Below are 25,416 nucleotides of genomic sequence, written 5' to 3'. Positions count from 1 at the left end.
GCCCGAGCGGTGCCGCCCATCGGCACCGCCCCACCCTTTTTCCAGAGGAGACGTCGCCATGACGACACTGTTCGCCTTCTATGTGCTGGTCTGGCCCGCCCTGACCCTCGGGGTGCTGGCCCTCATCTGCCGCGCCGTGTGGCGCGACCACCGCAAGGCAAGGGAGGAGCACCGCGAGCTGGTCTGACGAGCACTCGCGGCAGCCCCATCGGCCCCGCTGGCACTGCCAGCGGGGCCGGTCTCGTTCTGGCCATGGGGTTCTGGCCATGAGGTTCTGGCCATGGGGTTCTGGTGATACCGGCCAGACGCGGTAGACTCGGGAGAGGACCCGCGACGCCGATCGCCCGGCAGGAGCAAGCCATGAACCACGACACCCTCGACTACTACCGCCCCCCGCAGGCCGACGCCCTGGGGCTTATCCTGGTGCGCGCCAACCACGCCGGCCTCACCGAGATCGACTTCGTCAGTGAGCAGCAGGAGCCGCCGCGCCCGGGCCCACTGACCGAGCAGGCATGCGAGCAACTGGCCGAGTACTTCGCCGGCACCCGCCGCGACTTCGACCTGCCGCTGGCCCCCGGGGGTACCGACTTCCAGCGTCGGGTGTGGGCCGCGCTGGAAGCCATTCCCTACGGCGAGACCCGCAACTACGCCGAGCTCGCCGAGCAGCTCGGCAGCAGGGGCGGCCAGCGCGCCGTGGGCGCGGCCAACGGCAGGAACCCCCTGGCCATCGTGGTGCCCTGCCACCGGGTGATCGGCAGCGACGGGCGCATGACCGGCTACGCCGGCGGCATCGGCCGCAAGCGCTGGCTGCTTGCCTTCGAGGCGGGCGAGGTACCCATGCTGCTGGCGTGATCCCGCAGGAGGCTAGCGGGCGGCGGCGCCGTCTGGCGCCGCCTCGCGATAGACGCCGAAACGCCTGACGCTTGCGACGAAGTCGCTGAAGCGCTCGCCCTGGATCAGCACGTGGTCACGCAGGGCCTGCTCGGCGCGTCCGGCCTCCCCCGCCTCGATCGCCGCGACGATCTCGCGATGCTCCGCCAGGGATGAGGGAAGTCGTTGGCGCACCTGCAGCTGCAGGCGCCGGTAGGGCTTGAGGCGCTGCTTGAGCTGGCGCGCCTCGCCGGCCAGGAAACCGTTGTGGCTGGCGCGGTAGATGCAGTCGTGGAACGCCTCGTTCTCGTAATAGTAGTCATCCGAGTCGCCGGCCCTGGCGGCGGCCTCGCAGCGCTCATGGGCCTGGCGCAGCGCCTCCAGCTCGGCCTCGCCGATGCGCCGGGCGGCCAGACGGCCGCACATTCCCTCCAGCTCGGCCATCACCTCGAACATCTCGATCAGCTCGTCGATACCCACCCGGGCCACGAAGGTGCCCTTCTTGGGCGACACCGTCACCAGACCGCTGGCCACCAGCTGCTGCACGGCCTCGCGCACCGGCGTGCGCGACACCCCGAACTCGCGGCACAGCGTATCGGGATCCAGCCGCTCCCCCGGGGTGCGCCGACCGTTGATGATGTCGTCCTCGAGGGCGTCCCTGAGGCGCTGAGCGTTCGAGCGTTTCATGGCACGACTTCCTCCATTCCCTTAGGGGATCCACCTTGGTCTAACTCCACAACATTGACACTGGCATGCCGAGAGGTCTATTGAAGTATACATCAGCGCCGCTGATAAACACTTCATACAAGAACAACCCTAGTGGGAGACGCCATGAAACGCTCAATCAGCCCCCTGGTGGCGGGCCTCGCCATCGCCACCCTCGCCGCCAGCGCCACCGCCTCCGCCCAGACCGTGCTGCGCGCCTCGCACCAGTTCCCCGGCGGCCAGGGCGACGTCCGCGACGAGATGGTGCAGATGATGGCCGACAAGGTCGCCGAGGCCGACGTCGGCCTGGAGATCGAGGTCTACCCCGGCCAGTCGCTGTTCAAGGCACGCGAGCAGTGGGCCGCCCTCTCCCGCGGCCGGCTGGACATCACCGCCCTGCCCCTGGACTACGCCAGCGGCCGCCACCCCGAGTTCTCCGCCACCCTGATGCCCGGCCTGGTGCGCAACCACGAGCACGCCCAGCGCCTCAACGACTCCGAGTTCATGGGCATGATCAAGGAAGTCATCAACGAGGGCGGCGCCCGGGTGCTGGCAGACGCCTGGCTGGCCGGCGGCTTCGCCTCGAGCCAGAACTGCATCACCGCGCCGGAGACCGTCGACGGCCAGACCTTCCGCGCCGCCGGCCCCGCCTTCGAACAGATGCTGGAGGGCGCCGGGGCCTCGATCGCCTCCATGCCCTCCTCGGAGATCTACACCGCGCTGCAGACCGGCGTGCTGGACGCCGCCAACACCTCGTCCATGTCCTTCGTCTCCTACCGCATCTACGAGCAGGTGGAGTGCCTCACCGAGCCCGGCGAGCACGCCCTGTGGTTCATGTACGAGCCGATCCTGATCTCCGAGCAGAGCTGGGAGAAGCTCAACGAGGAGCAGCAGCAGGCGCTGACCGCCGCCGCCGACGAGGCCGAGGCCTTCTTCGCCGCCGAGGCCGCCGGCCTGGATCAGCAGATGGTCGACGTGTTCGAGGAGAACGGCGTCGAGGTGGTCAGCATGAGCGAGGAGGACTACAACGCCTGGCTGGAGATCGCCAAGGAGACCTCCTACAGGAACTTCGCCGAGAACGTCCCCAACGGACAGGCCCTGATCGACGCCGCCCTGGCCGTCGAGTAAGCCGGTTCGCTTCAGCCATCGGCACCGGCCCCCACGGCCGGTGCCCCTGACTCAGGAAGGACGACATGGCCATGGCCACTTCCTCGCCAAGTTCCCGACGAATCCCGCTGGTAAGCGGCTACATCCGCCTGATGGACATCATCGCCCGAGCCTCGGCCTACCTCGCCGCCGTCATGTTCGTGGCGGGAGTGCTGGCCATCTGCCACATGGTCTTCGTGCGCTATGTGCTGGGCATGAGCACCAGCTGGCAGACCGAATTCACCATCTTCTCGGTCACCGGCGCCATGCTGATGGGCAGCGCCTACGTGCTGATGACCGGCGGCCACGTCGCCATCACCCTGCTCCCCGACCTGGTCGGCGGCATCGCCCGCAAGGTCATGTACTGGGTCTCCTCGCTGTTCGGCTTCGCCTTCTGTGCGGCCCTCACCTACGGCAGCTGGATCTACGTGGCCGAGGCCTTCCACGGCCAGTGGACCACCGGCACGGTGTGGAACCCCATCCTGTGGCCGGCGCTGCTGCCGGTCGCCGTGGGCGCCACCCTGCTGACGCTGCAGTACATCGCCGAAATGCTGCGCGGGGAGGCGTGACATGGACCCGATCACCCTGGGCATCATCGTCGCCCTCGCCCTCCTCGCATTGATGGCCATCGGCACCCCCATCGCCTTCGCCCTGGGCGGCGTATCGCTGATGGCGCTGCTCTACGACCGCGGCCTGCCCGAGCTCACCTACTTCGGCGAGACCTTCTTCGAGCGGCTGGCCGAGTTCGGCTTCGTCGCCATCCCGATGTTCATCCTGATGGGCGCCGCGGTGGCCTCCTCGCCCACCGGGCGCGACCTCTACCGCTCGCTGGACCTGTGGATGGGCCGCCTGCCCGCCGGGCTTGCGGTATCCAACATCGGCGCCTGCTCGATCTTCGCCGCCCTCTCCGGCTCCTCGCCCGCCACCTGCGCGGCCATCGGCAAGATGGGCATCCCCGAGATGCGCAGCCGCGGCTACCCGGACGGCGTCGCCGCCGGCTGTATCGCCGCCGGCGGCACCCTGGGCATCCTGATCCCGCCCTCGGTGACCATGATCATCTACGGCATCGCCAGCGAGACCTCCATCGGTCGCCTGTTCATCGCCGGGGTGGTGCCGGGCTTCATGCTGGCCGGCCTGTTCATGATCTGGACGGTGATCGCCTGCAAGCTGGCCGGCGGCTACAACAATCCCCTGGGCCAGGCCGCCGGGCAGATGAAGGAGACCATCAAGGCCAACGTCGATACCAACCTCAAGGCGCTGGTGCGGGTGCTGCCCTTCCTCGCCGTGGTGGTGGGCATCCTCTTCGCGCTCTACGGCGGGGTGGCCACGCCCTCCGAGGCGGCCGGCGTGGGCGCCTTCCTGTGCCTGGCCCTGGCCATCATCATCTACCGCATGTGGCAGCTCGGGCCGATCAAGCTGATCATGCGTGACTCGCTGCGCGAGAGCGTGATGATCATGCTGGTGATCGCCTGTGCCGAGGTGTTCGCCTATGCGCTCTCCTCGCTGTTCATCACCCAGACCGTGGCCGGCGCCATCGCCGACCTGGAGGTCAACCGCTGGGTACTGATGGCGGTAATCAACCTCTTCCTGCTGGTCGCCGGCTTCTTCCTGCCGCCGGTGGCGGTGATCGTGATGACCGCGCCGATCCTGCTGCCGATCATCCTCGCCGCCGACTTCGACCCCTACTGGTTCGCGGTGGTCCTCACCATCAACCTGGAGATCGGCCTGATCACCCCGCCGGTGGGCCTCAACCTGTTCATCATCAAGGGCATCGCGCCGGATATCTCGCTGCGCGACATCCTGATGGGCAGCCTGCCCTACGCCCTGTGCATGGTGCTGGCGATCATCCTGCTGTGCTTCTTCCCGGGTATCGCCCTGTGGCTGCCCGACCTGATGATGGGCTGATGGAGTCGACGCCATGAACATGACCTTCCTGCAGGAGCTGTTCAACAACATCACCCAGCGCGAGGCCCTGCTGCGGCGTCGGCGCGGGGGTGACGCGTCGCCGGACCACGAGGACCTGGTAGCCGCCTGCCACGCCCTGCTGGCGAGCGACGGTGAAGCCTCGAGCATCGCCCTGGCCAGCCGTGCGCTGGACATGTACGAATGCCTCGCCGAGGAGCAGCGCCTGGCCTTCTTCGTGCGCCTGGGCGAGGAGTTCGCCGCCGAGCCGGCGACGATCGATGCCGCCTACGCGGCCTACCGCGAGAGCCGCGACAATGCCGCCCTGGAGGCGCTGTTCGAGGCCTGCGAGCCGCGCCGCCAGGAGCTCTTCCGGCGTCTCAACCTGGCCCGCGACGGCACCTACTCGCTGGTACGCATGCGCCAGGACCTGCTCGGCCTGCTGCGCGAGCACCCCGAGCTCACCGCCATCGACGCCGACTTCGCCCACCTGTTCGGCTCCTGGTTCAACCGCGGCTTCCTGATGCTCAAGCGCATGGACTGGAACACCCCGGCCTCGATCCTCGAGAAGATCATCCGCTACGAGGCGGTGCACGAGATCCGCGACTGGGACGACCTGCGCCGCCGCCTGGACGCCCGCGACCGACGCTGCTTCGCCTTCTTCCACCCGGCGATCGGCGACGAGCCGCTGATCTTCGTGGAGGTGGCGCTGTGCAAGGGGCTGCCGGCGCGCATCCAGCCGATCCTGGCCGGCGAGGAGAGCGGCGTGGAGGAGCCCGAGGAGGCCGACACTGCCGCCTTCTTCGGCATCAGCAACTGCCAGACCGGGCTGCGCGGCATCTCCTTCGGCAACTTCCTGATCAAGCAGGTGGTGCAGGAGCTCAAGCAGGAGCTGCCCCAGCTCAAGCATTTCGTGACCCTCTCGCCGGTACCGGGCTTCGCCCAGTGGCTGGTCGAGCGGCGCGACGACGAGAGCCTGCCGACGACCACCCGCGAGGCACTGGCGTCGCTGGCGGCGCCCGACTGGCACGCCGATGCCGAGCGCGCCGAGGGGCTCAAGGCCCGGCTGCGCCCGCTGGCGGCGCGCTACCTCGCCGAGGAGAAGAACACCCGCGGCCTGCCGCTCAACCCGGTGGCCCGCTTCCACCTGGGCAACGGCGCCGAGCTGCACCGCATCAACTGGCTCGGCGACGTCTCGACCAAGGGGCTCGAGCAGGGCGCCGGCCTGATGGTCAACTACCTCTACGTGCTCAACGATATCGAGCGTAACCACGAGAACTACACGGCCCATGGAACCGTGGCCTGTTCGAGCGAGGTCAAGGACCTCGTGCGCAAGGCCAGGAAGCAGGCCAAGGGAGAGACAAGCAAATGAGCCACAACCTGTTCGAGACCTTCGCCCGCCGCATGCACGAACGCGGCGATGCCGACTTCATCACCACCCGCGAGGGGCGCCGCTACTCCCATGCCGACGCCCTGATCGCGAGTGCAAGCCTGGCCGGCGCCCTGGCCGAGCTGGGCGTGGCACCGGGCGACCGGGTGGCGGTGCAGGTCGACAAGAGCCCCGAGGCGATCCTGCTCTACCTGGCCACCCTGCGTGTCGGCGCCGTCTACCTGCCACTCAACACCGGTTATACCGGCGACGAGATCCGCTATTTCCTGGGCGATGCCGAGCCGGCGCTGTTCGTCTGTCGCCCCGCCGCGGTGGAGGAGGCACGGAACATCGCCGCCGAGACCGGTTGTCCCGCGGTACAGACCCTGGGCACCGCGGCCGACGGCAGCCTGATGGAAACGGCCGCCGCGGCCACCCCACGCGAGGCGGTGGAGCCCCGCGAGGAGAACGACCTGGCCGCCATCCTCTACACCTCGGGCACCACCGGACGCTCCAAGGGCGCCATGCTCACCCACCGCAACCTGGGCTCCAACGCCGCCACCCTGAGGGAGGCATGGCACTTCAGCGAGAACGACCGGCTGATCCACGCCCTGCCGATCTTCCACACCCACGGCCTCTTCGTGGCATGCAACGTCACCCTGATGGCCGGCGCCAGCATGCTCTTCCTGCCGAAGTTCGACGCCGAGGTCATCTTCGAGGAGATGCCCCGCGGCACGGTGCTGATGGGCGTTCCCACCTTTTATACCCGCCTGGTGGCCGACGACCGCCTCACCCCCGAGGTCACCGCCAGCATGCGCCTGTTCGTCTCCGGTTCGGCGCCGCTCACCGCCGAGACCCACCAGGCCTTCGAGGAGAAGACCGGTCACGCCATCCTCGAGCGCTACGGCATGACCGAGACCAACATGAACCTCTCCAACCCCTACGACGGGGCGCGCCGGGCCGGCACCGTGGGCAAGCCGCTGCCCGGGGTGGAGATCCGCATCACCGACCGCGAGAGCGGCGAGGAGGTGCCAGCCGGCGAGATCGGCATGCTCCAGGTGCGCGGCCCCAACGTCTTCATCGGCTACTGGCGCATGCCCGAGAAGACCCGCGAGGAGCTGCTCGAGGACGGCTTCTTCATCACCGGCGACCTGGCCCTGGTGGACGAGCACGGCTATGTGCAGATCGTCGGCCGCGACAAGGACCTGGTGATCTCCGGCGGCTTCAATGTCTACCCCAAGGAGGTGGAGCAGGTGATCGACGAGCTCGAGGGCGTGGTGGAGTCGGCGGTGATCGGCCTGCCCCACCCCGACCTCGGCGAGGGGGTCACCGCCGTGGTGGTGCCCGAGGCCGGCGCCGAGCTCACCGAGGGCGAGGTGCTCGCGCACCTGCAGGGCCGCCTGGCCAGGTACAAGCAGCCCAAGCGGGTCGTCTTCGTCGACGGCCTGCCCCGCAACACCATGGGCAAGGTGCAGAAGAACGAGCTACGCAAGCGCTTCGACGCCACCTACCGCTGAGCCTTCCCGTTCATTGCGGGTTGACGCGTAGGCCGCGCCGGCGACCTCGGGCCGGCGCGGACAGCGTCAGTCTCACCGCTCGCCCCGGCCGAGGGAGCTCCCCGAGGCGGGGCGTTCCACCTCGAAGAGGTCGCTGCAGCGGGCATAATCATTGCCGGCCATGCGCCCGATGGGCCTGAGCCCCTCGGCGCTGACGTGGCGCCCATCCCAGAGGGCGTCGTCGATGTGGATCGAGACCACCTCGGCGAGCACCAGGTTGCCGGCCAGCGGCTGATCGCCGAAGCGGATGATCTCGCGCAGCCGACAGCCGAAGGCCACCGGGGCGCCGGCCACCCGCGGCACCGAGACGCCCGGCATGGCGACCTTCTCCAGACCGGCGTGGACAAACTCGTCGTCGCCGTGCTCGAGCCCCGCGCTGGTGGCATTCATCTCCTGCACCAGCCCCTCGCCGCTGATATGCACCACGCACTCGCCCACCGCGTCGAGGTTGCGGATGGTGTCCTTGGGATTGGCATCACCGTCGAGCAGCGGCGAGAAGCCCAGCACTGGCGGGTTGACGCTGACCACGTTGAAGAACGAGAAGGGCGCCAGGTTGGCGTTGCCCGCAGCGTCCAGGGTCGAGACCCAGGCGATGGGGCGCGGGCAGATGCTGCCCGACAGCAGGCGGTAGATCTTGCCCGGGCTCAGGGCGTGTTCCTCCAGCAGGTAGTCGCTCATGGTGTGGTCTCGCGTCAGGGGTCGGGCCCGAGAGTGTCGCCCCCTCGGGGCTCGGTTGTCCAAGGGAGCGACGGCGCGGACTACTCTACTCGAAGCTGGTGCAGACGGGCGCCTGCTGGGCGGGGGCGTGGGCCACCTCGAGACTGACCGACTCGCTGACGTTCGTGAGGGCAACGCGCCACTGGTGGTCGACATTCACCGGGTCGCAGCTGCCCTCGCTGCCGCCGCCGAAGTTGGAATCGATCCAGTAGTGGACGTCGTAGAGCCGGCCCTCCTCCAGCGCGCTGGGGAAGGTGAAGGAGAAGGCCGGCCCCTCCTCCGCTGCCACGGCGCCCTGTTCGGTGGCCACGACCTCGCCGGCCGCCACGTCGTAGAGCGCCACCCGGATGGCCTGGCCGCCGTGCGGTCCGATGAAGGTGCCATCGCCGCTGAAGGTGAGGTCATGGCCCTCATTGGCCAGGGCGGGCGCCGCGGCGAGCAGCAGCGCAACGGCCAATGGGTGCGAGACTGCCTTGGCGAGGGGAGTGAAGAGAGACGTGAAGCCTGTCATGAGATGCCTCCTTTCGAGACGTCTGGGTTCGACCGGCGCCATACGCCGGCCCTCTTTCCAGCATAGTCCACGGCGCCACGGCCACGGCAGGCGTCGCCAGCCGCCAGGCGCTCATGAAGGGGTATCGTCCTGCCATGTCAGGAAGGTGCGATAGTCGTGGCGCACGCAGTCGGCATAGCTGACCGCCAGGGTGGTCACCATGTCCACGCAGCGCTCGAGCCGGCCCTCGACGCAGGCACCGACGGCACGCGCGAAACAGCCGGGATCGTCGGGGCTCAGGGCATGGGCGCCGCGCAGGTGTTCGCGGGCCAGGATGCGGCCCCACTGCTTGACCAGCTGGCGGTAGGGCTTGGCGCCGTCGAGCTTGTGGGTCGGGAAGTCCTCCTTGTAGGGCGAGCGCTCGCGCACCGAGAACACCGTGTCACCCAGGTGCAGCCAGCCCAGGTAGGGGTCGGGGTGCTCGGCGATGGCGGTGAAGGCGGCCGCATGGCGCAACCCCTCGTGGGGAAAGGCCCGGCGCCAGGCACGCTTCTCGACGCCGTCCATCAGCCGCCAGCCCTCTGGCGGGGTCTGCTGCTTGATGTCGAGGATGACGTCGTCGTGCTCGTGGTCCTGCCCGCCCTCGATCAGCACATAGAAGCGCTCGAGGCCCAGCGAGCCGGTGCCGGCATCGAGGCGCCGGGCCATGTCCTTGACGCGGAAGTGCCCCTCCTCGGCCTCACTTCTGGCAGCGACCAGGGTCTGGCGGTACTCCTGCTCGACAGCCTTGCGCAGCTGGCTGGCCAGGTGCGCCGGCAGGGTCGCCAGCTTCTCGGGGCGCTCGGCGAAGTGCCGCCCGTCGTCGCTCAGCACGGTCCACTTCTCGAGCATCTTCGCCCGGCTTTTCTTCCTGCCCACCTTCTTCATGAAGGGCCCGAGCGGCCCCCGGGCGGTGGCCAGGGTCACCGCGCCGGGCACCTCGCCCTCAACGTGGCCAGCCAGCTCGTCGTGGTAGCTGGTGACCAGCGCCTTGAGCGCCTTGCGAATGGCCTTGCCGGACAGGCCCGTATTCTCGCGGGCATCCAGCACCAGGCTGATGGCCAGACGCCACAGGTCGTACTGATAGTCGCCGATCATGGCGTCGTCGAAGTCGTCCATGCCGTAGCGCACGGCGTCGTCGTGGTGGCCGTAGGCGCCGAAGTTGTAGGCATGGGCGTCGCCCTGCAACCAGGTCTGGGTCTCCGGCAGGCCGCCGAACAGCGCGAAGCGCCAGTCGTGCCAGACGTCCCGCCAGTAGAGATGGTTGGTACCGCGGAAGAAGCGATAGGGCGACTCGGCGAGCTTGGCGTACTTCGCGGCCCGGTCCTGGTCGGTGAGCGGGGCATTGGTCGCACGGATCTCGTCGAGGACCTGGCGGGCGCGATGGTGGCGAGTCAGCGGTTGGTTCATGTCGGGATTCCCTTCGTCGGCGGGCGCAAGGGCCAGTCAAGCAGGCCCCCGGGAAAGTGACAAGAACACAGGGCAACCCGCGCCTCGCGAATATGGCACCATTGTGGAAACCGCTCCGGCACCCAGCGAAGGAACCGCGCCATGCCACTCGCTCTACAGGGCCCCGAACTCGAACCCGGCTTCATGGTGATCCACGGCAACCGCCTGGAGGCGCTGCGCGACCTGGCGGTGGAGTGGCTGCGCCAGCACCCGCTGGGGCCGCTGGAGGATGAGGTGATCCTGGTGCAGAGCAACGGCATCAGCCAGTGGCTGAAGCTGGCGCTGGCCGCCGACCCGCCCGTGGGCGCCGGCATCGCCGCGGCCATGGACGTCACCCTGCCGGCGCGCTACCTGTGGCAGGCCTATCGCGCGGTGCTGACCCAGCAGGACGGCCCCGACGCCGTGCCCCCGGCCTCCCCGCTCGACAAGCCGCGGCTGGTCTGGCGGCTGATGCGCCTGCTGCCCGAGCTCACGGACGACGCCACCTTCGCTCCCCTGGCACGCTTCCTGGCAGACGACGAGGACCTCCGCAAGCGCCACCAGCTCGCCGAGCGCCTCGCCGACCTCTTCGACCAGTACCAGGTCTATCGCGCCGACTGGCTCGCCGCCTGGGCCGAGGGCCGCGACGAACTGATCGACGCCCGCGGCCAGGCGCGCCCGCTCGCCGAGGACCAGCGCTGGCAGCCGGCCCTGTGGCGGCGGCTCCGCGACGACATCGGCGACGAAGGCCTCGCCACCAGCCGCGCCTGGGTGCACACCCGCTTCCTCGAGGCGTGCCGCGAGCTCACCCCCGAGACGAGACCCAATGGCTTGCCGCGCCGGGTGGTGGTGTTCGGCATCTCCTCGCTGCCCCGCCAGACCCTGGAGGCCCTGGCCGCGGTCTCGAGGGTCACCCAGGTGCTGCTCTGCGTGCACAACCCCTGCCGCCACTACTGGGCGGACATCATCGAGCACAAGGACCTGCTGCGGGCCGCCCGCCGGCGCCAGCGCCACCGCCCCGGCATGCCGCTGGAGCTCGACGACACCGAACTGCACCTCCACGCCCAGCCACTGCTCGCCGCCTGGGGCAAGCAGGGCCGCGACTACCTGCGCCTGCTCGACGAGTTCGACGACCAGGACGCCTACCGGGCGCTGTTCGACGCCGAGGCGCTGCGCATCGATCTGTTCGACTCCCCCGCCGAGGTCGAGGCGCCAGGGCTGCTCCAGCAGCTGCAGGACGACATCCTCGAGCTGCGCCCGCCCCAGGAGACCCGCGACACCTGGCCGGCCGTCGACCCGGGGCGCGATCGCAGCCTGCGCTTCCACGTCGCCCACAGCGCCCTGCGCGAGGTGGAGATCCTCCACGATCAGCTGCTCGCCGCCTTCGACGCCGACCCCACGCTGCGCCCGCGGGACGTGCTGGTGATGGTGCCGGACATCGACACCTACGCCGCCGCCGTGCAGGCGGTGTTCGGCCGCCTGGCGCCGGACGACCCGCGCCACATCCCCTTCACGCTCTCCGACCAGACCAGCCGCCACCGCCAGCCGCTGCTGGTGGCGCTGGAGGCGCTGCTGCACCTGCCGGAGGCGCGGCTCACGGTAAGCGACCTCCTGGACCTCCTGGAGGTACCGGCCCTGCGCGGGCGCTTCGGGCTGGACGCCGACGCCCTGCCGGTGCTGCGCCGCTGGATCGAGGGCGCCGGCATCCGCTGGGGACTTAACGCCGAGCAACGCGCCCGGCTCGACCTGCCCGGCGGGCTCACCGCCAACACCTGGGCCTTCGGCCTGCGTCGGCTGATGCTGGGCTACGCGGTGGGCCGCAGTACAGAAAACGAGAGCGCCGTCGGCCCCTGGCACGACATCGAACCCTATGGCGACATCGGCGGCCTGGAGGCGGCCCTGGCCGGCCCATTGATGGACCTGCTCGACGTGCTCGAGGCCCAGTGGCGCGGGCTCTCCGAGCCCGCCGACGTGGCGACCTGGTGCCGCCGCCTGCGCGCCCTCATGGCCGCCTGCTTCGCCGCCGAGGACGAGGCCGACCTCACCACCCTCAGCCGCCTGGACGAGTTGCTGGAGGAGTGGCAGGAGACCAGCGAGGACGCCAGGCTCACCGAGGCGCTGCCGCTCTCGGTGGTGCGCGAGCACTGGCTCGGTCAGCTCGACGAGGCCAATCTCTCCCAGCGCTTCCTGGCCGGCGCGGTGAACGTCGCCACCCTGATGCCGATGCGCGCCATCCCCTTCCGCCACGTCTGCCTGCTGGGCATGAACGACGGCGAGTACCCCCGGGTGCAGCGGCCGCTGGACATCGACCTGATGGGCCACGACTACCGCCCCGGCGACCGCTCGCGCCGCGAGGACGACCGCTACCTCTTCCTCGAGGCGCTGCTCTCGGCCCGCGACAGCCTGATGATCAGCTGGGTGGGCCGCAGCATCCACGACAACGAGCCCCGGCCGCCCTCGGTGCTGCTCGGCCAGCTCCGCGACCACCTGGCCGCCGGCTGGCGCTTGGCAGGCGCAGAAGAAGACGACGCCGGTCAGGCCCTGCTCGACGCCCTGACCACCGAGCACCCGCTGCAGCCGTTCAGCCGGAAGTACTTCCGTGCGGCTTCGGGCACGGTAGAAAGCCGCGCGGGGTCGGGCGCGGTAGAGAGCTTTGCAGAAGATCCGGCGCTGTTTACCTACGCCCGGGAGTGGCGGGCGGTGCACGCCGGCCAGCCGACGCCGGATGTGACGGACGGCGAGCTGCCGCCCATGACGCTCGACAGCGCCCTGCCCCTGGCGCGTCTCGCCGGCTTCCTCAAGGACCCGGTGAAGGCCTTCTTCACCACTCGGCTCGGCGTCTACCTCGAGCGCGAGGCGCTGGAGAGCCCCGACCACGAGCCCTTCGCCCTGGACGGCCTCGACCACTGGCAGCTTCAGCAGGCGCTGATCGAGGCCGGGCGCCGCGCCGTGGACGAGGGGGCATCGCCCATTCCCGCGGTCCACGACACCCTGGCGCGCCTGGAGCGCGAGGGGCGCCTGGCCATGGGCGGCTTCGCCGAGCTGATGCGCGCGCACCTCGTCGAGCCCCTGGACGACCTCTTCGAGGCCTACGCCGAGAAGCTCGAGGCCTGGCCCCACGCCTGGGAGACGCCGGCCTCCGTGTCGCTGGAACTCGCCACCGCAGACGGCCCGCTGCAGATCGAGGACTGGCTGGACGGCCTGCGCGAGAACGACGCCGGCGAGCGCTGCCGGCTGGTGCTGATGACCAGCAGCCTGGTCAACAAGGGCAAATATAACTGGAAGCACTGGCTAGCCCCCTGGGTCGCCCATCTCGCCGGCCAGCTCGCCCTCGGCCCCATGACCACGGTGCTGCTCTCCCGGGCCGGCGGTGGCACCCTGGCGCCGCTGGACGCGGCCGACGCCCGCAAGCACCTGGAGGCCATCGCTCACGCCTGGCGCGCCGGCATGACCGCCCCGCTGCCGCTGGCCCGGGACACCGCCTTCGCCTGGCACGAGAAGGGCGGCGACCAGAGCGCCCTGGCCCGGGTCTTCGGCAGCGAGGAGAAGGCGGAAGAGGCCGACCTCAAGGCCTGGAAGGCCGCCGCGCGCGTCTTCGAGGGCGACGACTACACCGCCGGCGAGCGCGACCGCGATCCCTACCTCGCCCGCCAGTGGCGCGACCTCGAGAGCCTGGTGCGCCAAGCGGCCGTCGGCCGGCGCTTCACCGAGCTGACCGAGGCGCTCTACGCCCCGCTGCACGATGCGGTGAAAACCAAGAAGAACGGTGGCAAGGGCCAGGGAGGCAAAGCATCATGAACTCGCCCGAATCCGCTCGAAACACCGCGGAAACCCTGCAGGCGGCCGAGACCCCGCGCCTCGATCCGGTGGCGCTGCCGCTCACCGGCAGCCGGCTTATCGAGGCCAGCGCCGGCACCGGCAAGACCTTCACCATCGCCCTGCTCTACCTGCGCCTGGTGCTCGGCCCCCGGAACGAGGAGGACGCGGCCAGCTTCCCGCGGCCGCTGACGCCGCCGGAGATCCTGGTGGTGACCTTCACCAACGCCGCCACCCAGGAGCTGCGCGACCGCATCCGCGCCCGCCTCGTCGAGGCGGCAGAGGCCTTCCAGTCGGCGGAATGGGGGACAGACCCTGATTCTGAGGCAATCAGCGATAGCCTCGAAGGGGCGCCTGGGGCAGACCGTAGCGGAGGTCCTATGCCAGGGACGGCATCGGTAGCGCCCAGGGATGGGTTCACAGCGCCTCCGCAAAGGTCTGCCCCAAGGAAAGCCCCGTCCATGACTGGGGACCTCTTCGACGAACCACCGGTGGATAACTCAGCGCCCGAAGACGAGACGCCCAGAGCCGACCCGCTGCTCGCCCTTCGCGACAGCTATCCCCGCGAAAGCTGGCCGACCTGCGCCCGCCGCCTGCGGCTGGCCGCCGAGTGGATGGACGAGGCCGCGGTCTCCACCATCCACTCCTGGTGCCACCGCATGCTGCGCGAGCACGCCTTCGACAGCGGCAGCCTGTTCGCCCTGGAGATGTCGCTGGACCAGTCCGAGATGGATCTGGAGATCGCCCGGGACTACTGGCGCAGCTTCTACTACGACCTCGCCCCCGAGGCGCTAGCGATCGTCGCCCGCTACTGGACCACGCCGGACGCCCTCAACGACACCGCCGCCCGGCTGCGCAGCCACGCCGCCGCCCTGCCCGTGGCGCCGCCGCCCTTTGATGCGCTCACGAACTACCGCGAGCAGCGCGCCGCGGCGCTGGCCGAACTCAAGGCGCCCTGGCCGGCCTGGCTCGACGAGTTGGAGGAGTTGCTCGAGGCCGCCGCCCAGCGCAAGGCGTTCAACGGCCAGAAGCTCAATGCCCGAAGCCGCGCCAATTGGCTCGCCGCCCTGCGCGACTGGGCCAATGACGCCGAGCTCGCGACCCCCGATCTCACCCCCGCCGCCTGGAAGCGCCTGACGCCCGAGGGCCTCGCCGAGATCTGGAAGGAAGATCCCGTACCCAACCTGCCGGCGCTGGAGGCCCTGGAAGCGTTGCCGGAGAAGCTCGCCGCGCTGCCCGATCCCTTCGCCGACCTGCTCGCCCATGCCGTGCACTGGATGGCCGCGCGCCGCGAGACCGTGCAGCGCCGCCGCGCCGAGCTCGGCCCCGACGATCTGCTGCACCGGCTCGACGCCGCCTTCGCGGGCGAGGCCGGCGAGACGCTGGCCGCACGCATCCGCGAGCAGTTCCCGGTGGCGCTGGTCGACGAGTTCCAGGACACCGACCCGGTGCAGTACCGGCTCTTCGACCGTGTCTACGAGCTAGAAAAGAATCGCGACGACAGCGCGGTAATGCTGATCGGCGACCCCAAGCAGGCGATCTACGCCTTCCGCGGAGCCGATATCCACACCTACCTCCAGGCCCGGCGCGACACCGCCGGCCGCCACGTCACGCTCGGCACCAACTTCCGCTCCGCCACGCCCATGGTCGAGGCGGTCAACCGGGTGTTCGAACATGCCGAGGCCAGCGACGCCGGCGCCTTCCTGTTCCGCCGCGGCGACGACAATCCCGTGCCCTTCGCGCCGGTCGACGCGAACGGCCGCAATGACTCGCTGACCCGACACGGCGCGCCCCAGCCGGCACTGACTCTCTGGCACCTGGCCGCCGACGAGACGCTATCCAAGGGCGCTTACCTCAAGGAGCTGGCCGGGCGCTGCGCCACCGAGATGGCCAGCCTACTGCGCGAGGGCCAGGCCGGGCAGACGGGCTTTACCAAAGATGGCGAGCTGCGCCCGCTGGCGCCGTCGGACCTCGCCGTGCTGGTCAACAACGCCGGCGAGGCTCGCGCCATCCGCGCCGCCCTGCTGGCCCGCGGCATCCGCAGCGTCTACCTCTCCGACAAGGAGGGCGTGTTCGAGACCGAGGCCGCCGCCGAGCTGGAGGGGTGGCTCGCCGCCTGCGCCGCGCCGGACGACGAGCGCTGCCTGCGCGCCGCGCTCGCCACGCCGAGCCTGGGGCTTAGCCTGGCCGAGCTCGACGCCCTGAACGGCGGCCCCCAGCAGGACGAGCTGGCCTGGGAGGCGCGGGTGATGCAGTTCCGCGACTACCATCGCCAGTGGCAGCGCCGCGGCGTGCTGCCCATGTTGCACCGGCTGCTGGCCGACTTCGCCGTGCCCGGCCGGCTGCTGGCGGTGCCCGAGGGGGAGCGGCGGCTCACCGACCTCCTGCACCTCGGCGAGCTCTTGCAGGAGGCCAGCACCGAGATCGACGGCGAGCACGCCCTGCTGCGCTTTCTCGCCGAGTCCCGCGCGCATCCCCACTCCCAGTCCGACACCCACCGCCTGCGCCTGGAGAGCGACGCCGACCTGGTGCAGGTGGTGACCATCCACAAGTCCAAGGGCCTGGAGTACCCGCTGGTGTTCCTGCCCTTCATCGCCGCCTTCCGACCGGTGAAGCAGGGTGACCTGCCGCTGCGCTGGCACGATGACGACGGCCACCTGCGCCTGACGCTCTCCGCCGACGAGGCGACCCTCGCCCGCGCCGACCGCGAGCGACTGGGGGAGGACCTGCGCAAGCTCTACGTCGCCCTGACCCGCGCCCGCCACGCCACCTGGCTCGGCCTGGCGCCGCTGGAGGCCATGGAGCGCAGCGCCGTCGGCCACCTGCTCTCCGGGGGCGAGGCGCTCTCGCCCGAGGCCCTGCGCCCGGCCCTCGAGGCGCTGGCCGACGCGGATGGTCACGAGAGAGGTCGGGTGACGGTGATCGACGCCCCCGAGGCCGAGGCCACGCCGGTCGAACTCGCCACCGACGACACGCCGCTCGGCCAGGCCCGCGCGCCCAGCCGGACGATCCGCGAGCACTGGTGGATCGCCAGCTACTCGGCGCTGCGCACCGGCGCCACCCCGGATGAGGAAGCCGAATCCGCCGTCCAGGCCGAGCCGGCGCCCGAGCCCGCTACCGCCATTGAAGCCACGGCGATGGAGGTGATCGACGAGCCCTTCGACGCGGCGGCCGCCACGGTGAGCGAGGGCTCGCTTCACCGCTTCCCCCGCGGCCCCTCGGCGGGCACCTTCCTGCACGGCCTGCTGGAGTGGGCCGGCGAGGAGGGCTTCGCCCGGGTGGCCGAGGACGCCGAGCTGCGCGGCGACACCGTGGCCCGGCGCGCCAACCGTCGCGGCTGGGAGGGGCAGATCGCCGCCCTCGAGCAGTGGCTGCCGGAGCTCTTGACCACGCCACTGCCGGTGCCGAAGCCGGGCGATGGCGAGGCCGCACCTCTGCGCCTCGATGCGCTTTCCGGCTACCGGGTCGAGCTGGAGTTCTGGTTCGCCGCCCACAAGGTGAACACCCGCCGGCTGGACGCCCTCGTAAGCGCTCACACACTCGGCGGCCGGCCGCGGCCGGCGCTCGAGCCCGACACCCTCAACGGCATGCTCAAGGGCTTCATCGACCTGGTGGTGGAGCACGAGGGGCGCTTCTACGTGCTCGACTGGAAGTCCAATCACCTGGGCGCGGACGACGCCGCCTACACCGAGGCGGCGATGGCGGAGGCCGTGCTCGAGAAGCGCTACGACGTGCAGTACTGCCTCTACCTGCTGGCCCTGCACCGGCTGCTCGAGGCCCGGCTGCCGGACTACGACATCGACCGCCACCTGGGCGGGGCGCTCTATGTCTTCCTGCGCGGCACCCGCGCGCCCTCCCGCGGCGTGCACGCCGAACGCCCGCCGAGCGAGCTGATCCTCGCGCTCGATGCCCTGTTTCGCGCCGCCGAGGAGGCCGTCGCATGATGCCGGACAACCCTATCCATACCCCCGATCTCGCCCCCGAGCAGGCGCTGGCCGATCACGCGACGCTGTTCGCCCTGCTCGACCGCTGGGTGGCGCGCGGCTGGCTGCGCTCGCTGGACCGCGCCTTCGCCGCCTTCCTGCATCGCGAGGCGAGCAGGGAAAATAAGGTGAGTGAGGCCTCACCCCTGTTGTTGCTGGCGGCCGCACTCGCCAGCCACCAGCTCGGCCGCGGCCACGTCTGCCTGGACCTGGCCCAGACGCTCGCCACCCCGGACCTCGCCCTCTCGCTGCCGCCGGAGGGCGACAGCTTGGAGGACCCGCCGCCGCTACCCAGCCGGGTGATGGCCGCGCTCGAGCTCGACGCCTGGCGCGCCGCGCTGGCCCAGCCGGAGCTGGTCGCCACCGGCCCCGGCAGCACCCCGCTGGTGCTCGCCGGCACCGGCGCCCGCCTCCGGCTCTACCTGCGCCGCTACTGGCAGCACGAGCAGGATATCCACACCCGGATTGCCGATCGGCTCGGCGATGCCAAAAGCGACGACGAGGTCCCGAACGCGGCCCGCCTGCGCCCGATCCTCGACGCGCTTTTTCCCAATCGGGGTGCTGCCCCGCACGCGATCGACTGGCAGAAGGCCGCCTGCGCCCTGGCCGGCCGCTCGCGCTTCGCGGTGATCACCGGCGGCCCTGGCACCGGCAAGACCACCACCGTGGTGCGCCTGCTCGCTCTGCTCCAGGCCCAGGCGCTCGGTGAAGGCGAGGGTCAAGGAGAGCAGGCCCTGCGCATCCGCCTGGCCGCCCCCACCGGCAAGGCCGCCGCCCGGCTCAACGAGTCCATCGCCGGCCAGGTGGCGAAGCTCGACCTCGACGACCTGGCCGACGATCCCGAGCGGCTGCGCGAGGTGATCCCCAAGGACGTCTCGACGCTGCACCGGCTGCTCGGCTCGCGCCCCGACACCCGCCGCTTCCGCCACGACCGCCACAACCCCCTGCCGCTGGACGTGCTGGTGGTGGACGAGGCCTCGATGGTGGACGTGGGCATGATGGCCGCGATGCTCGAGGCGCTGCCGCCCCGGGCGCGTCTGGTGCTGCTCGGCGACAAGGACCAGCTCGCCTCGGTGGAGGCCGGCTCGGTGCTCGGCGACCTGTGCGCCCGGGCCGAGGGCGGCCACTACACCCCGGCCACCGCCGAGTGGCTGGGTGAGGCCACCGGCCAGCCGCTGCGCGCGGAGATGCTGGACGCCGACGGCCAGCCGCTCGACCAGGCCATCGCCATGCTGCGCGTCAGCCACCGCTTCACCGCCGACAGCGGCATCGGTCGGCTGGCTGCGGCGATCAACCTGGAAGCCGAGCCCGCCGCCAAGCGCCGCGCCATCACCACGGCGCTTACCCACGGCTTCGCGGACCTCTCGCACCTGAAACTAGGCGCCGACGACGAGCGCGGCCTGGCCCGCCTGGCGGTGACCGGCTGCCCCGAGCGCTTTCCCGGAACCAATACCGCCGACCGGCCGCCGGTGGGCTATCGCCACTTCCTGAGCGTGATGGCCGAGCGGCGCCCGGCCGACGACGCGGATCAGGCGGCCTTCGATGACTGGGCAAGAGAGGTGCTGGCGGCCCACGGCGACTTCCAGCTGCTCTGCGCACTGCGCCGCGGCCCCTGGGGCGTGGAGGGTCTGAACGAGCGGGTGCGCCAGGCACTGGAGCGGGAAAAGCTGATCGACAGCCAGGACGGCCGCCAGCGCTGGTACCCCGGCCGCCCGGTGCTGGTCACCAAGAACGACTACGGCTTGGGGCTGATGAACGGCGATATCGGCATCACCCTGGACATGCCGCGCCCGGGCTCTTCACCCGGCGACGGCAACCGCCGCCTGCTGCGGGTGGCCTTCCCCGCCACTGATGGCACCGGTCGCATCAAGTGGGTGCTGCCCTCGCGCCTGCAGGCGGTGGAGACGGTATTTGCGATGACGGTGCACAAGTCCCAGGGCTCGGAGTTCACCCACGCCGCCCTGGTGCTGCCAGACGCGCCGAACCCCATCCTCACCCGGGAGCTGGTCTACACCGGTATCACCCGCGCCCGCCACTGGCTGACGCTGGTGGAAACCGGCCGTGGCCAGCTGATGGACGCGGCACAGAGGCGAGTGATGCGAGTAAGTGGGCTGGGAAGTTGATTAGCTCTCTTGTCCATCGATGACTGAGTGCCATTTTCGGCCAGAACCGGACGTTCAGCCAGATCAGATGTAACGGCCAGCTCACGTGCCGGTTTTAATCCGCGAAGCACCGGAAAAACGGTGTGTATAAGGCCAATAGTTATGCCCTGCCACAACTCCCTTTTTGGGCCGAACTTAAGTTTTCATGTGGATATTTTCCAGATGCGCCTGAATAAAATTAATTATTCAAAGACTAATCGATTTTCTATACTCAGGTCATTAAAGATACGAAACCTGATCTTTTTCGAAGAGACCACGACCAATCAACTCTTCTCCAGCCGAAGCCGCATCACTGGAGAATAAAAGAATTCTCAAATTCACTTCAGCTCTTGAGAAACACACATAAGCTAGCTTCTCAGTGAGTTCCCTTTGCCGTTCAGTTGGTTCTCCTGCGACGCCCGGCGTTAGCACCTTAGAAAAACTGTAAGCATTCCATGACGCTTCAACGTCGTCGATAGTGACTAGCACATCTTCATACTCTTCACCTTTGACACCATGCTGAGTGCTAAATGGGGAGCTTTCGTCCAGAAAATAGATATACTTCTCTAATTCTTCTGTCCCAAATTTGAAAAGCTCATCGGCTAGCCAATCGCCTTTTTCATGCTGATGCTCATCATTGCTCGCGTCAAACTCTTCCCGAGGACCACGATCCAACTGATAGGCTAGCCGCTCCGACACCGGACAAAGAGCATTTTCACGGCAGTATTCGAGAATTTCCCTCAAGGTGCTATTTCTCCACATACCTTCCAATTCTTCGGAGTACTGTGAAGCGCGATCAAGCATATCTCTTAATGATTTCTCTTTGTTTTCCCCGTCATCTGCATATGCCGGACTTGTCTTTCGTAGCGTTTCAATAGTCTTTTTTGAATTTCCAGATCTAAAGGCCTCTACAAGATGAAAAATCCCGTTGACAAAAGGCTTAAGCAGGTAGTGAGTACCATCCTCGTAATCCGACTGTGAGCGCGAAGATGAGTATAAACCGGTGAAAAGCTCATGGAGTTTGATAAAACCTAATCTGCGCGCAATCATTCTTCGAGCGAGGAACAGGTTTTTCACAGACGGGTTATTTTCCCATCCCCAAAGTTCAACGGCTTGTGAAAATTTAGCCGTAACATCATCGAGTTGCCCAGCTGTGTAGGTGTTTCTTGGCCCATCGGGAATCGGAGCCTGAACGATGGTTATCAGAACACTTCCTTTAACATCCGCGTTCACCTCACCGGGAACTTGCTGCAAATCCGCTCTAAAGTTATTCAGAAGATTAATCACAGAGGTAGAACAACGAAAATTCTCCTCCTTAGGTATCACTGCTGCACCTTCTGGTCCGGTAAACCCCCCGGCACGTTTATCGTAGATCTGCTGCATCGGATCACCGAAATATCCAATAATAGGCAACCCTTTATATGCACAGATAGCGTTCAAGGCATCCATCACCTGGGGAAAAGTATCCTGTGCTTCATCAACGAACATATAAGGATATTTAAAGCCAAGCCCCTTTCTCAAGACAGGCTTGTTAGATATCAAATAAGATGCAACATCGATCACATCGTCATGATTCAGCACACATTTGGAGTAGTCACTTACCGTGCTTTCTTCATATTTAACTAGCGGCTTTTCTTTAAGTGCATCCTTTTCACGCGCCAGCCTCTCTAGCTTCGCCCTCGCCTTTTTTGCTCTCTGGGAGTCTCCACCGTTGTCTTCTTTCTTCGCCTTTGCGACTTGAGTCGGTATAATTGCCTCACAAAGCGCCTCTCGTATAGCATCCTGAAATCGAACAATCTCGCCCCAGAGAAACCCATGAAGTGTTGAAACGAAAAACAACTCATCAAAACCAAGCCGAAAAGATATCACATCAACCGCACGATTCGTGTAGGTGATGCACACAACGCGCTGTCCGTGTCTTCGAAGTTCTTTCCCGTGCTTTTCTCTTATCCTCTTAAGCGCTTCGACGAGGGATGTGGTTTTACCGGAACCTGCGCCAGCAATAACGGAAAAAGATTTTTCAGAATCTATGCAAGCAGCAATATTCTTGTCTGCTTCAGTTGGTTTTAGCTTAGCATTCATTTCGCTTCTCCCTGATTCTGTGAGAGATGCCCATCAAGCCATTGCAGACCTTCCGCGATATAGCATGGCACTTTCCAATAGTATGTCGCACCATTTTTGAGGCCGCTTCCGTCCTTATGTTGCTGGGCTGAGGACTCAAAACCCAAAACATCCATTGCAAATTCAGTTTTCTTGAATGTAGAGCTTTTTATGCGCGCCCATACAGCTTTATGCAGTTCAGCCGGTTCTTCGGGAAGAGCAATGCCAACACTCAACTCATCCCTTTTAAATAAATCAAGGTTTTCATAGACGAAAGCCTCTTCAAGCGTCCTCCCATGAAAGGTATGCCGTTGACCTTCAATATCTACTGAAACAGGCTTCTGATAGGAGACAAACCGTTTCCCTCCAGCCTGGAGACAATCATCGTACGTTTTATTGGAGAGCTTCTGCACTCCATTTTCTTCAAAAAAGTAACTAAGAGTTGCATTAGCTGAGACTGCGTTTTCCTCAGTGGCAATGCAGTTTTTACGATTATTTTCGGGATCAACGGAATCGATATCCGTGATAACCAGATAGGGGACCTCCAAGAACTCCAACAATCCAGCAAAGCGCATTCCGTATGCCCCACCAACCTCCAAAACGGTTAGGTATTTCTTGTTGAGGTTTTCGGCTACGATATCGATCATCCTTGGGAGAAGTAGCTTTTCCACAGACCCTTCCACAAGAATTGCGGCATCAGAAAAAAACAAGTCGCAATGGGTGAGTCGCAGATACTTCTTGAGGAATGACAAAGCTTCCTCAGGAGAAATAGCTTTACTGTCTATATTTATAGAATCCGGTCGAAACTGTCTAAGGCTGTGCACCGTTGTACCATGAAAACCTTTCCCTTCCTGTGCTTCGTCAACGAGCTCTCGGCGAAAATATCGGATCTTAGAGAAATCGACAGTATCCAATATATGTGAAGAATGCGTCGTGATGGCGATCTGTGGTTTATCTTCTTCTTCTGGTGTGCCAGCAGTCAGAACATCCCACATCTGGCGAATGAAAGCTTGTTGGACTTGAGCATGCAGGTGAACCTCTGGCTCTTCAATAAAGATAATCTGGCACAGTGGACGATTCTCCTCCGTTGCCATCCATTGCCTGTAGAAATGATCAACCTGAATCGCCATAAATACAAGATTTTTGAACCCGAGTCCATTGTATGCTTCGGGGAGCTCATGATTGGTATTGGTGTCAACATAAAAAAGTTCGGTGTTTCCACGCAGCGCGGCCTCCGAGCTGAGCGTTGAAACAACTCTCATCGCGCGATCGTTGTCTGAAGGAAGCCCTAGCCCCCCGATCATATTCATCAACGGCTCAAAGTGTTGGCCATAATGTTTCGTCAGGTTTTCATTGTTTTCTTCAATAACAGCGACGGCCTTCTCAGCAAGTTCCGCCTGCTCAAGATTTCGCCTGTAATAGGTTGCAAAAGCTTCTGATAGCCTGTTGCTTCTTGTAGCGTTCTCGTCGTCGATATTTCGCTGAGCGTCAACGAAATCGACACGAAGTAGCGAATTTAGGATTTTCTTCCCAATCTTGGGATCAATTGGCGTCGCCAAGATCTCGTGCTGGTTTTTTTCAAGCGAAAAAATATGGAGACTAAAGTATTTTCTCAGATTATCTTCCAACTCAAGGAAGTGACTTAAAGACCGCTTTCTCTTTCCGTCTTCCCCTTGGGGGAAGGCGTTGTCGTACTGCTCCCAAAGCTCCGTAGCGTCATCTGCTGCTAATGCGCAGCGCATACCGATCTCAGAAAAATCTGCAGAAAGATTTGTTGCAAGGTCGAATACACGCCCGAAGGCAATGGACCCTGGGTCAACTTGGAACCAGAGATCAAGCTCTATGGACGGAAGGCTAACACCTTGACTAGGATCATATTTATCAATGCTTAAAATGCAGCTCATTGAAAAGTCATGAACCTTGAAATCACGATTCCCCAAAAAACTCCGTACGGCGGCCGTGGCAGAAGTTTTTCCACTATTATTTGGACCGACAAACACAGTTTCCTTATCTTCAAAATCAATTTCCACACTCCTAAGACGGCGGAAATTTCTTATCGAAATACTATTCAAATTTCTTATCGAAATACTATTCAACTGCATGTATAACCTCAGCTTTTTTTCATTTCACTACCATCCCAGGTAGTGTTGTAGAGGGTGCTTTTCTGGATCGATTAATGCCATGAATAATTTTGGGGACGGCGGTGAGACTGGCCATCGGCAGCTCCATTGCTAATAGCTAATCCATCAGCGTAGAGCGATGGAAATAGAATGTCAGCGCTTGAGGACAATTTTTCTTAGGTCAATTCGTCTAGGCCTGCCCTCTCCTGACAACGGCCCGCTCGGGACCAACCCGCCCTTCGCACGCTTGGCGCCTGCGCCCCTACCCGCCATGATGATGGCTTTATTGGGCTGCGGGAGACTCTCGAGATGGGCAAGACACCACACGCGCCGGCGCCGCTGACGGAGTTGGGCGGCCGGTCGATCCTCTTCGTGATGGCGGCTGAGCCCGAATACGGCCCGCATTTGAGGCAGCGCTTCACGCCCTTCATGACCGGCGTGGGGCCCGTCGAGGCGGCGGTGGAGCTCACCGCGGCGCTGGCGGGGCTCGAGGCTCGCGGGCGGCTGCCGGACCTGGTGGTGTCGCTGGGCTCGGCGGGCAGCCGGGCGCTGGAGCAGACCGAGATCTACCAGGCGACCTCGGTCGCCTACCGCGACATGGACGCCACCCCGCTCGGCTTCGCGACGGGCGTCACGCCCTTCCTCGACCTGCCGGCCACCCTGCCCCTGCCGCTGCGCATTCCCGGGATTCTCGAGGCGACGCTCTCGACCGGCGCCGATATCGTCTCGGGCGCGGCCTACGACGTCATCAAAGCCGACATGGTGGACATGGAGAGCTATGCCGGCCTGCGCGCCTGCACGCGCTTTGCGGTGCCGCTGGTCGTGCTGCGCGGCATCTCCGACGGCAAGGCGGAGCTGAACCATATCGACGACTGGACGGAGTACCTGCACGTCATCGACGAAAAGCTGGCCGGTGCCGTGGACCGTCTCGATTCGGCGATCAGGGCGGGGCTGCTGACGCGCTGAGACGACGGGCCCGGGGTGCCGTTCAGTGCCGACCGGGCGCCGAGCTTCTAGGCTGGGGAGGAGGTGTC

17 protein-coding genes are annotated in these 25,416 nt (G+C 66.0%); 11 read left to right on the top strand and 6 right to left on the bottom strand.

The window, feature by feature from the left end:
- Window positions 1-58: 58 nt before the first annotated feature.
- Both RAN53_RS00960 and RAN53_RS00955 read left to right on the top strand, forming a co-directional pair.
- A complete protein-coding gene (locus RAN53_RS00960) occupies window positions 59-187 on the top strand; it encodes a putative transporter small subunit (protein ID WP_305794948.1) in 129 nt (42 codons plus the stop codon).
- 173 nt (window positions 188-360) lie between these two features.
- A complete protein-coding gene (locus tag RAN53_RS00955; protein ID WP_305794947.1) occupies window positions 361-852 on the top strand; it encodes a methylated-DNA--[protein]-cysteine S-methyltransferase in 492 nt (163 codons plus the stop codon).
- A gap of 12 nt (window positions 853-864) precedes the next feature.
- Here RAN53_RS00955 and RAN53_RS00950 read toward each other — a convergent pair whose 3' ends face one another.
- Window positions 865-1,557, bottom strand: coding sequence for a GntR family transcriptional regulator (locus RAN53_RS00950; RefSeq protein WP_305794946.1), 693 nt, complete (start codon window positions 1,555-1,557; stop codon window positions 865-867).
- 144 nt (window positions 1,558-1,701) lie between these two features.
- On the opposite strand from RAN53_RS00950, the gene dctP reads away from it, so the two are divergent.
- The 5 genes from dctP to RAN53_RS00925 all read left to right on the top strand — a co-directional run bounded on the left by dctP (window position 1,702) and on the right by RAN53_RS00925 (window position 7,509).
- A complete protein-coding gene (gene dctP, locus RAN53_RS00945; RefSeq protein ID WP_305794945.1) occupies window positions 1,702-2,703 on the top strand; it encodes a TRAP transporter substrate-binding protein DctP in 1,002 nt (333 codons plus the stop codon).
- 65 nt (window positions 2,704-2,768) lie between these two features.
- Window positions 2,769-3,290, top strand: coding sequence for a TRAP transporter small permease subunit (locus RAN53_RS00940; protein ID WP_305794944.1), 522 nt, complete (start codon window positions 2,769-2,771; stop codon window positions 3,288-3,290).
- A gap of 1 nt (window position 3,291) precedes the next feature.
- Window positions 3,292-4,626: a TRAP transporter large permease gene (locus tag RAN53_RS00935; RefSeq protein ID WP_305794943.1), complete on the top strand. Its 1,335-nt coding sequence runs from the start codon at window positions 3,292-3,294 to the stop codon at window positions 4,624-4,626.
- A gap of 13 nt (window positions 4,627-4,639) precedes the next feature.
- Window positions 4,640-5,995 (top strand): malonyl-CoA decarboxylase, encoded by a 1,356-nt coding sequence (locus RAN53_RS00930; protein ID WP_305794942.1) that lies wholly within the window; start codon window positions 4,640-4,642, stop codon window positions 5,993-5,995.
- A complete protein-coding gene (locus tag RAN53_RS00925; RefSeq protein ID WP_305794941.1) occupies window positions 5,992-7,509 on the top strand; it encodes a malonate--CoA ligase in 1,518 nt (505 codons plus the stop codon). Before RAN53_RS00930 ends, RAN53_RS00925 begins: the two co-directional genes overlap by 4 nt.
- A gap of 72 nt (window positions 7,510-7,581) precedes the next feature.
- Here the strand turns inward: RAN53_RS00925 and RAN53_RS00920 are convergent, their stop codons facing one another.
- From RAN53_RS00920 to RAN53_RS00910, 3 genes are all read right to left on the bottom strand, one after another.
- Window positions 7,582-8,226, bottom strand: coding sequence for a flavin reductase family protein (locus tag RAN53_RS00920; protein WP_305794940.1), 645 nt, complete (start codon window positions 8,224-8,226; stop codon window positions 7,582-7,584).
- A gap of 85 nt (window positions 8,227-8,311) precedes the next feature.
- Window positions 8,312-8,776, bottom strand: coding sequence for a hypothetical protein (locus RAN53_RS00915; protein WP_305794939.1), 465 nt, complete (start codon window positions 8,774-8,776; stop codon window positions 8,312-8,314).
- Between the two features lie 111 nt (window positions 8,777-8,887).
- Entirely contained in the window at window positions 8,888-10,204 is a 1,317-nt protein-coding gene (locus tag RAN53_RS00910; protein WP_305794938.1) for a DUF2252 domain-containing protein, read from the bottom strand.
- Window positions 10,205-10,345: 141 nt separating this feature from the next.
- Here RAN53_RS00910 and recC point away from each other — a divergent pair, with 141 nt between their 5' ends.
- From recC to recD, 3 genes are read left to right on the top strand one after another with little or no spacing between them, the layout of a single operon-like run.
- Complete coding sequence (gene recC, locus RAN53_RS00905; RefSeq protein WP_305794937.1) at window positions 10,346-14,020, top strand: exodeoxyribonuclease V subunit gamma; 3,675 nt, start codon at window positions 10,346-10,348, stop codon at window positions 14,018-14,020.
- Window positions 14,017-17,982 (top strand): exodeoxyribonuclease V subunit beta, encoded by a 3,966-nt coding sequence (gene recB, locus RAN53_RS00900; RefSeq protein ID WP_305794936.1) that lies wholly within the window; start codon window positions 14,017-14,019, stop codon window positions 17,980-17,982. Before recC ends, recB begins: the two co-directional genes overlap by 4 nt.
- Window positions 17,979-20,144, top strand: a complete 2,166-nt coding sequence (gene recD, locus RAN53_RS00895; protein WP_305794935.1) for an exodeoxyribonuclease V subunit alpha — start codon at window positions 17,979-17,981, stop codon at window positions 20,142-20,144. The genes recB and recD overlap by 4 nt, the downstream gene beginning before the upstream one ends.
- A 258-nt stretch (window positions 20,145-20,402) precedes the next feature.
- On the opposite strand, the gene RAN53_RS00890 is transcribed toward recD, so the two are convergent.
- Entirely contained in the window at window positions 20,403-22,244 is a 1,842-nt protein-coding gene (locus RAN53_RS00890) for a UvrD-helicase domain-containing protein (RefSeq protein WP_305794934.1), read from the bottom strand.
- Window positions 22,241-24,364: an ATP-dependent nuclease gene (locus tag RAN53_RS00885; RefSeq protein ID WP_305794933.1), complete on the bottom strand. Its 2,124-nt coding sequence runs from the start codon at window positions 24,362-24,364 to the stop codon at window positions 22,241-22,243. Before RAN53_RS00885 ends, RAN53_RS00890 begins: the two co-directional genes overlap by 4 nt.
- Window positions 24,365-24,691: 327 nt before the next feature.
- Between RAN53_RS00885 and RAN53_RS00880 the strand changes: the two genes are divergently transcribed.
- Window positions 24,692-25,348: a 5'-methylthioadenosine/S-adenosylhomocysteine nucleosidase gene (locus RAN53_RS00880; RefSeq protein WP_305794932.1), complete on the top strand. Its 657-nt coding sequence runs from the start codon at window positions 24,692-24,694 to the stop codon at window positions 25,346-25,348.
- The last annotated feature ends 68 nt before the right edge of the window (window positions 25,349-25,416 follow it).

Source organism: Halomonas sp. SSL-5 (assembly GCF_030708455.1).
GTDB lineage: Bacteria > Pseudomonadota > Gammaproteobacteria > Pseudomonadales > Halomonadaceae > Halomonas.
The sequence above is the reverse complement of the archived record's forward strand: the minus strand, read 5'-3'. Positions and strand labels throughout refer to the sequence as shown.